The sequence below is a fragment of the Vagococcus bubulae genome (genome assembly GCF_003950315.1).
Classification (GTDB): domain Bacteria; phylum Bacillota; class Bacilli; order Lactobacillales; family Vagococcaceae; genus Vagococcus; species Vagococcus bubulae.
The window spans coordinates 19036-28438 of sequence record NZ_NGJT01000024.1; the positions used below are offsets into that span (position 1 = coordinate 19036).

General features: G+C 34.3%; 9 protein-coding genes. All 9 read left to right on the forward strand.

Annotation, left to right across the window (positions count from 1 at the left end; genetic code table 11):
* The first annotated feature begins 32 nt into the window (after window positions 1-32).
* The 9 genes from CBF36_RS10250 (at window position 33) to CBF36_RS10290 (ending at window position 9255) form a co-directional block, all read left to right on the forward strand.
* The gene (locus CBF36_RS10250; RefSeq protein WP_125958345.1) at window positions 33-875 is read left to right on the forward strand and encodes a phosphate ABC transporter substrate-binding protein PstS family protein; all 843 of its coding nucleotides are present in this window, start codon (window positions 33-35) and stop codon (window positions 873-875) included.
* A 29-nt stretch (window positions 876-904) separates the two neighbouring features.
* On the forward strand, window positions 905-1825 hold the full coding sequence (pstC, locus tag CBF36_RS10255) for a phosphate ABC transporter permease subunit PstC (RefSeq protein WP_125958337.1): 921 nt from the start codon (window positions 905-907) through the stop codon (window positions 1823-1825).
* Entirely contained in the window at window positions 1825-2709 is an 885-nt protein-coding gene (gene pstA / locus CBF36_RS10260) for a phosphate ABC transporter permease PstA (protein ID WP_125958338.1), read from the forward strand. The genes pstC and pstA overlap by 1 nt, the downstream gene beginning before the upstream one ends.
* A 13-nt stretch (window positions 2710-2722) precedes the next feature.
* Complete coding sequence (pstB, locus tag CBF36_RS10265; RefSeq protein ID WP_125958339.1) at window positions 2723-3532, forward strand: phosphate ABC transporter ATP-binding protein PstB; 810 nt, start codon at window positions 2723-2725, stop codon at window positions 3530-3532.
* An 11-nt stretch (window positions 3533-3543) separates the two neighbouring features.
* Window positions 3544-4296 (forward strand): phosphate ABC transporter ATP-binding protein PstB, encoded by a 753-nt coding sequence (gene pstB / locus CBF36_RS10270; RefSeq protein ID WP_125958340.1) that lies wholly within the window; start codon window positions 3544-3546, stop codon window positions 4294-4296.
* 36 nt (window positions 4297-4332) lie between these two features.
* Window positions 4333-5010, forward strand: coding sequence for a phosphate signaling complex protein PhoU (gene phoU / locus CBF36_RS10275; protein ID WP_125958341.1), 678 nt, complete (start codon window positions 4333-4335; stop codon window positions 5008-5010).
* A gap of 195 nt (window positions 5011-5205) precedes the next feature.
* Window positions 5206-6402 (forward strand): argininosuccinate synthase, encoded by a 1197-nt coding sequence (locus CBF36_RS10280; protein ID WP_125958342.1) that lies wholly within the window; start codon window positions 5206-5208, stop codon window positions 6400-6402.
* Window positions 6403-6406: 4 nt separating this feature from the next.
* The gene (gene argH, locus CBF36_RS10285; RefSeq protein WP_125958343.1) at window positions 6407-7792 is read left to right on the forward strand and encodes an argininosuccinate lyase; all 1386 of its coding nucleotides are present in this window, start codon (window positions 6407-6409) and stop codon (window positions 7790-7792) included.
* A 161-nt stretch (window positions 7793-7953) separates the two neighbouring features.
* On the forward strand, window positions 7954-9255 hold the full coding sequence (locus CBF36_RS10290) for a murein hydrolase activator EnvC family protein (RefSeq protein ID WP_165865462.1): 1302 nt from the start codon (window positions 7954-7956) through the stop codon (window positions 9253-9255).
* Window positions 9256-9403: the final 148 nt, after the last annotated feature.

Sequence of the window (9403 nt, forward strand, 5' to 3'; positions counted from 1 at the left end):
TAGGGGGGACATTCGTGAAAAGAGTGTTAAAAATGATCGCATCAGTAGGGTTTTTATTGACTGTTACAGGATGTGGCGCAGTTGACAATGGAGAATCTATCAATGCTGTTGGGTCATCTGCCATGCAACCACTTGTTGAGGCAGCTGGTGAACAATATAGTAGTAATCATTTAGGTAAATTTATTAATGTACAAGGTGGAGGTAGTGGAACTGGTTTAAGTCAAGTTCAAGCTGGTGCCGTACAAATAGGAGATTCCGATTTATTTGCAGAAGAAAAAGAAGGAATTGATAGCAACCTATTAGTTGATCATAAAGTCGCCATTGTTGGATTAACACCAATTATCAATAAAGAAGTTGGTGTATCAGACATCACAATGGAAAATTTAAGAAAAATATTTACAGGTGAGATTACCAATTGGAAAGAAGTTGGCGGAAAAGATCAAGACATTGTCTTGATTAATCGTGCTGCAGGAAGTGGTAGTCGTCATACATTTGAACAGTGGGTTTTAGATGGTAAAAAAGCAAAAGGATCACAAGAACAAGATTCTACTGGGATGGTTAGACAAATTGTTAGTACGACACCTGGCGCAATCAGTTACGTGGCTTTCTCTTATGTAACAAAAGATGTGGCAACGCTAAGTATTGATGGTGTAAAACCAACAGAAGACAATGTTAAAGATAACAAATGGGTTATCTGGTCATATGAACATATGTATACAAAAGGTGAACCAGAAGGCTTAACAAAAGATTTCTTAGAATATATGTTAACTGATGAAGTACAAGAAGATATCGTTCCTCAACTTGGTTATATACCTGTATCACAAATGCAAGTTGAGCGTGACGTTGAAGGTAATATAAAAGAAATTTCCAAATAAAAATTGTTGTTTTAATAGGAGGATATATTTTGGAAGATATTCAAAGTAAATTGCTAAAAAAGTCGAAAAAAGCAAAGTTGGAACAATTTGGTAAGACCATTAGTTTTATAGCCATTTTATTTATTGTTGTCGTTGTTGTCGCAATCTTTTATTTTGTCGCAAGTAAAGGATTAGCAACCTTTTTTAAAGATAAAGTAAATTTATTTGATTTTCTTTTTGGTAAAGAATGGAATCCTGGGTCTGTGAGTGAATCTGGAAAACCATTGGTCGGAGCATTACCGATGATTGCAGGCTCTTTTATTGTGACATTACTGTCTGCTATTATTGCAACACCATTTGCAATTGGAGCAGCCGTGTTCATGACAGAAATTTCACCAAAATTAGGAACAAAAGTGTTACAACCAGTTATTGAATTGCTTGTTGGTATCCCTTCAGTTGTTTATGGATTTATTGGGCTATCAGTTGTTGTTCCTGCAGTACGTAATGTATTCGGAGGTTCTGGTTTTGGTATTTTAGCTGGGACATTTGTCTTGTTTGTTATGATTTTACCAACAGTGACATCTATGACAGTGGATGCATTAAAAGCCGTTCCAAGACATTATCGTGAGGCATCATTAGCTCTTGGAGCAACACGTTGGCAAACCATTTATAAAGTGGTGTTAAGAGCAGCTGTTCCGGGTATTTTAACTGCTGTTGTGTTTGGTATGGCAAGAGCCTTTGGTGAAGCTTTAGCGATTCAAATGGTTATTGGTAATGCTTCACTGATGCCACATAACTTAATTACACCAGCTTCGACTCTAACAAGTGTGTTAACTATGGGAATTGGAAATACTGTTATGGGAACATTAGAAAATAATGCACTTTGGTCATTAGCATTACTATTACTATTAATGTCTCTATTCTTTAATATTGTGACACGATTAATTGGTAAAAAAGGAGAGATGAAATAATGAATGCAAAAAAAGCAGATAAAATAGCAACAGGCATATTATATGCCATTGCAGGTATTATTACATTAATCCTGGCCAGTTTAATTTTGTATATTTTAGGTCGTGGATTGCCTCATATCAGTTGGAGTTTTTTAACGACACCTTCTAAAAGTTTTCAAGCAGGTGGGGGAATAGGCATTCAGTTATTCAACTCATTTTATTTATTAATTATTACGATGTTAATTAGTATCCCAATTTCTTTAGGAGCAGGTATTTATTTATCAGAATATGCAAAGAAAAACTTTTTTACAAATGCTATTCGTACAGCTATTGAAGTATTAAGTTCACTGCCTTCAGTGGTTGTTGGTTTATTCGGATTCTTGGTTTTTGTTATTCAAGCAGGATTAGGTTTTTCTATTATTTCTGGTGCATTAGCTTTAACGTTTTTCAACTTACCCCTCTTAACAAGAAATGTTGAAGAATCATTAAAAGCTGTGCATTATACACAACGTGAAGCAGGATTAGCTCTTGGTTTATCAAGATGGGAAACTGTCACACGCGTTGTTATTCCAGAAGCATTACCAGGTATTTTAACAGGGGTTATTTTAGGAGCAGGGCGTATTTTTGGTGAAGCCGCAGCGTTAATTTATACGGCAGGTCAAAGTGCCCCAGCACTAGATTTTACTAATTGGAACCCATTAAGCATTTCTAGTCCATTAAATATCTTTAGACAAGCAGAAACATTAGCTGTCCACATTTGGAAAATTAATAGTGAAGGTAATATGCCTGATGGCGCTCAAGTATCAGCTGGAGCATCTGCTGTGTTGATTATTGCTGTATTACTATTTAACTTTTTGGCACGCTTCTTAGGTAAGAAACTTCATAAAAAAATTACATCAGCTTAGATTGGGGATTTAGATGAAAACTTATAATACTGATGATACGCATATCATAAAAATGAATTCAAGTGAACAAGACATTGCGTTAGAGACAAAAGATATTCATGTCTATTATGGTACTAACGAAGCGATTAAAGGTGTGTCACTAGAATTTGAAAAAAATAAAATCACGTCTCTTATTGGTCCATCAGGATGTGGAAAATCTACTTATTTGCGTTCTTTAAATCGCATGAATGATCAAATCGACGGGACAAAAGTGACAGGAGAAATTATTTATAAAAACATTGACATCAATTCGTCAAAAGTTGATGTTTATGAGATGAGAAAACATATTGGGATGGTGTTTCAAAGACCTAACCCATTTAGTAAATCAATCTATGAAAACATTACATTTGCCCTAAAACGTCACGGACAAAAAGATAAAAAGATATTGGATGAAGCTGTTGAAACAAGTTTGAAACAAGCCGCTTTATGGGATCAAGTGAAAGACAACTTGCATAAAAGTGCGTTAGCTCTATCAGGTGGACAACAACAACGTCTTTGTATCGCTCGAGCTATTGCAATGAAACCAGATATTTTACTACTAGATGAGCCGGCCAGTGCATTGGATCCAATTTCAACTAGTAAAGTAGAAGAAACATTGATTAACTTAAAAGAAGATTATACGATTGTCATCGTAACACATAATATGCAACAAGCGTCTCGTATTAGTGACTATACTGCGTTCTTTTATATGGGTAAAGTGTTAGAATATGATCAAACGAAAAAAATCTTCACTCGTCCAAAAATACAAGCAACCGAAGATTATGTTTCAGGTCACTTTGGTTAAGGAGGAACGTCATGTCAATAATTGAATCAAACGACTTGCATTTATACTATGGTGAAAATGAAGCACTAAAAGGAATTACGATGGATTTTGATCAAGGTGGAATTACTGCTTTAATTGGTCCATCTGGTTGTGGTAAGTCTACTTTTTTAAGAACATTAAATCGAATGAATGATTTAATCCCATCTGTGACCATTACAGGAAAAGTGACTTATAAAGATAGCGATATTTATAGTCCAAAAACAGATATTGTGACGCTTCGTAAGCAAATTGGAATGGTGTTTCAGCAACCTAATCCATTCCCATTTAGTATTTATGAAAATGTTATTTATGGATTAAGATTAGAAGGAAGACATTCTAAAGAAGAGTTAGACCGTGTAGTGGAGGAAAGTTTAAAAGCTGCAGCTGTTTGGGATGATGTAAAAGATAAATTAAATAAAAGTGCCTTATCTTTATCGGGAGGCCAACAACAACGTGTGTGTATTGCGCGAGTATTGGCTGTTCAGCCTGAAGTTATTTTACTGGATGAGCCAACAAGTGCCCTTGATCCAGTTTCTAGTGGTAAAATAGAAAATATGCTGTTAGAATTAAAAGATGACTATACCATGATTATGGTGACACATAATATGCAACAAGCATCCCGTATATCTGATAAGACTGCTTTCTTTTTAAATGGTGATTTGATAGAATATGATAAAACGAAAAAAATATTTTTAAATCCAGGACAAAAAGAAACCGAAGATTACATTACGGGTAAATTTGGTTAAAACATAACGAAACAAACGATGAAGGAGATGAAGTATATGCTTAGAAGTCAATTTGAAGAAGACTTACTTAATTTACATGATAAATTTGAACACATGGGTAATGACGTAAATACAGCGATTAGTAAATCTGTGCGTGCGTTTATCGACCATGATAAATCACTAGCTAAAGAAGTGATTGAAGCAGATAGTGAGATTAATTCCCAAGAATTAGGTTTGGAAAAGAAAAGTTTTGAAATGATTGCTCTACAACAGCCTGTTACAACAGATTTAAGACGTATTGTAACCATTATGAAAGCAAGTTCCGACTTAGAACGTATGGGAGATCATGCCGTTTCTATTGCTAAATCAACCATCCGCTTGAAAGGCAATAAACGTGTATTGTCAATTGAAGAAGAAATATCAGACATGGCAACGCACGTTATGGGAATGGTAAGCTCAGTTTTAGATGCTTATATCCATACTGATAGTGATAAAGCGATTAAAATCGCTCAAAGTGATAGAGTAACAAATGATTATTTCAAATCAATTTACCGTCATTCAATTAAAGCTATGGAACAAGACACTGAAACAGTGATTGTTGGAGCAGATTATCTACAAGTTGCTGGCTATTTAGAACGAATTGGAGATTATGTCTGCAATATTTGTGAGTGGATTATTTATTTACGAACAGGTAAAATTTCTGAATTAGCTGCAACGATGCATGAAGACGAATAACAAGCAAAACACTTAGATGGGTTAATCATCTAAGTGTTTTTTTATGCATTTTTGTCATGGAATATTCATTATAATTCTCTATATATGGATAAATATTAAATTTTACATTCATTTATGAATAAATATGTTGACATTTTGTTTTAAAACGGATAATATTGAACATAATTTAACAAGCAAAAAATGGAGGAATGTAATATGACAAAAGAAAAAGTAGTTTTAGCTTATTCAGGTGGATTGGATACATCAGTAGCAATTAGTTGGTTGAAAAAAGATTATGATGTGGTAGCGGTATGTTTAGATGTAGGTGAAGGAAAAGATTTAGATTTTATTAAAGAAAAAGCCTTAACAGTTGGAGCTATTGAGTCATACGTAATAGACGTTCGTGAAGAGTTTGCGACAGAGTTTGTTTTACCAGCTTTACAGGCACATGCTTACTATGAACAAAAATACCCATTAGTTTCTGCATTAAGTCGTCCATTAATTTCAAAAAAATTAGTTGAATTGGCTCATCAAGTAGATGCTACAGTAATTGCCCATGGCTGTACAGGAAAAGGTAATGATCAAGTTCGTTTTGAAGTGGCAATTGCCTCACTTGATCCAAAACTTAAAGTGATTGCCCCAGTTCGTGAATGGAAATGGTCTCGTGAAGAAGAAATCAATTATGCTAAAGAAAATGGTGTGCCAGTTCCAGCTGATTTAGATAATCCTTATTCAGTTGATCAAAATTTATGGGGACGTGCCAATGAATGTGGTATCTTAGAAAATCCATGGAATGAAGCACCTGAAGAAGCGTACGCCTTAACTGTTTCGCCAGAAGATGCACCAAATACGCCAGAATATATTGATATTGAATTTAAACAAGGTGTACCTGTTAGTCTTAATGGACAACAATATAGTCTGGCTGAATTAATTCAAGAATTAAATGTGATAGCAGGCAAACATGGAGTAGGACGAATTGATCACGTTGAAAATCGTTTAGTGGGAATTAAATCACGTGAAATTTATGAATGCCCTGGAGCGATTACACTATTAACAGCTCATAAAGAGATTGAAGATTTAACATTGGTTCGTGAAGTATCTCATTTTAAACCAATATTAGAGAATGAATTGTCTAACTTAATTTATAATGCGTTATGGTTTAATCCAGCGACACAAGCGATTTTAGCATACATTAAGGAAACGCAACAAGTGGTCAATGGAACTGCTAAAGTAAAACTCTATAAAGGAAATGCGACAGTGGTTGCAAGAAAATCACCTAATTCACTATATGATGAAAACTTAGCAACTTATACAAGTGCCGATACATTTGATCAAGACGCTGCAATTGGCTTTATCAAATTATGGGGACTACCAACAAAAGTGAATGCTGAAGTCAATGATCCAAAGGAGTAATAGAATGAAAAATGAAAAACTATGGGGTGGCAGATTTGAACAAAGCCTAGAACGTTGGGTAGAAGAGTTTGGAGCATCCATTACGTTTGATCAAAAAATGGCAGAATTTGATTTAAAAGGCTCTATTGCTCATGCAAAAATGCTAGGTGAAACAGGTATTATTGATAAACAAGATTCAGAAACAATTATCAAAGGATTAGAAGAATTATTAATAGAATATCAACAAGGTAAACTGGTTTTTGATGTCTCTAATGAAGACATTCATATGAATATGGAAGTGCTACTCACTGAAAAAATTGGCAGTGTAGCTGGAAAACTTCATACGGCTCGTTCCCGAAATGATCAAGTTGCCACAGATATGCATTTGTACCTCAAATATCATTTAAACTTAGTCAGTCAGAAATTAAATCATTTGCGTGAGGTGTTAGTCAGCTTAGCAACTAAGCATATTGAAACCATTATGCCAGGCTATACTCATCTGCAACATGCACAGCCAATTTCTTTAGGTCATTATTTTATGGCATATTATAGTATGTTCACACGTGATAGTGAGCGATTTACTTTTAATATGAAACACACAGATATTTCACCACTAGGAGCGGCGGCATTAGCTGGGACAACATTTCCAATCGACCGAGAATTAACAGCTAACTTAATGGACTTTTCAGAGATTTATACGAATTCACTGGATGCTGTATCAGATCGAGATTTTATTTTAGAGTTTCTATCCAATGCCAGTATTTTGATGATGCATATGTCTAGGATGTGTGAAGAACTAATATTATGGTGTTCGAACGAATGTCAGTATATTACATTATCAGATACCTTTTCGACAGGTTCTTCGATTATGCCACAAAAAAAGAATCCCGATATGGCAGAATTAATTCGAGGAAAAACAGGAAGAGTGTATGGTGATTTGATGTCATTATTAACCATTATGAAGTCACTACCACTAGCCTATAATAAAGACTTGCAAGAAGATAAAGAAGGTATGTTTGATACGGTTGAGACAATTAGTGTGTCAATTGATATTTTAGCAGGGATGCTTGAGACAATGACTGTAAATGAAGAAAAAATGCTTTATTCTACTGAAAAGGATTTTTCTAATGCAACAGAGTTAGCCGACTATTTAGCTTCAAAGGGCTTACCATTTCGACAAGCTCATGAAATTGTGGGGTCATTAGTTTTAGAATGTACTGTAGCAGGTTGTTATTTACAAGATGTTCCTTTAACTCGCTACAAAGAATTATCTCCATTAATAGAAGAGGACATCTATGACGTATTACAGTCTCAAACAGCTGTGAAACGAAGAAATAGTTTTGGTGGAACAGGATTTGAACAAGTACTGCACCAAATTGACTTAGCGAAAAAAGAGTTATCTGTTGGATAAGTGTGTTATAAAAAACAAGAGATGACATATATGACAGAATAAGACAGCTTAGTATTGGATGATTGAAAAATGTAATTTTTTTGTAACAAATCTATGAGGAATCTATGTTATAGTTTATAATGAACATGATAAATAAAGATAGAATTGGAGTTAGACTATACATGAGATTTAAAAAAATTATTGCCTTTACTTTATTAACAACAACCCTATCTGGATTTGTTTGTCCGGCTGTTATCCATGCTGAGAGTGTTGATAAAAAAATAGAGGACTCTCAAAAGAAAATAGATGAGTTAAATGCAAAGAAAAATGCATCAGATAAAACATTATCTGATTTAAATTCAACTATCACTAAATTGGATAAAGACATTAACAAGGTGTTAGAAGAAAAGGCATCATTAGAAAAAGAAATTAATTCATTAACAAAAGAAATAGATGATTTAACCGTTATTATTGACAAACGTAATAAGCAAATAGAGAGCCAAGCTCGTTCTATGCAACTAAATAAAGAAGATCAGGATTTAGTTAATGTCATTTTAGGCTCAGAATCAATTTCTGATGCGCTTAGTCGTACAGTAGCATACTCAAAATTAGTATCTGCAAACAAAGATATTATGGATGAGCAAAAAAAAGATCAAGCAACTTTGACTAAAAAGAAAACAACATTAGATAAAAAAGTTGACGAAGTGAATAAAACGGCGGAAGAGTTAAAAACGAAGCAAACTAAATTAGAAAAAAATAAAGCAGAACAAGTTGCTTTAGCAGATAAGATTTTAAAAGAGTTATCAAAAGAAACGTCTGACAAATCTGCTTATGAATCTCAAAAAGCTGAAGCACAACGCATTTCTGAAGAAAATCAAAAACGCTTGAAAGAGTTAGCTGATAAACAAGCAGCTGCTAAAAAAGCGTTACAAGAGCAACGTGAAAAGGAACAACGCGATGCAGAAAATAAACAATTAGAAGCGCAAGATAGCCTTTCAATTTCAAAACAGTCTAGTGCGATTGGTAAGAGTAATAATGCCAAAACTGATGCAGATAAAAATGAAACAGTGTCATTACCAAGTCAAGGAGGCTTTTCATTGCCACTTGCTGGAGGATACACAGTAACAAGTGGGTTTGGTTCAAGAACCGATCCAACCGGTTATTCAGGGGATCATCATGATGGAATTGATTTAGCTATAGCATCTGGCACACCTATTTTGGCATCTAGAGCAGGGCAAGTCGTTGAAGCAAGTTATCATCCAAGTGCTGGTAACCATGTGATTATTTTACATGACAATGGGCTATATACATATTATATGCATATGACAAATATTGGGACAAGTGTTGGTTCAGTAGTTGATGCAGGAGAAACCATTGGAACAGTTGGGTCAACAGGGAATTCAACAGGACCTCATTTGCATTTTGGTATTAGTTCTAGTTTATGGGGTGGATTTATTAACCCAACATCTATTTTATCGTTTTAATAGTTTAATAATTAAGTAGTAAAAGAGGCTGACTAAATAGTCTTTAAAATAAAGAAATAAGGATTTAAGAATAGAAATATCATTCTTAAATCCTTATTTTTGAGTTCATTAGTATCTTTCAACTGCCTATAGGCAGTTAATTTCCTTA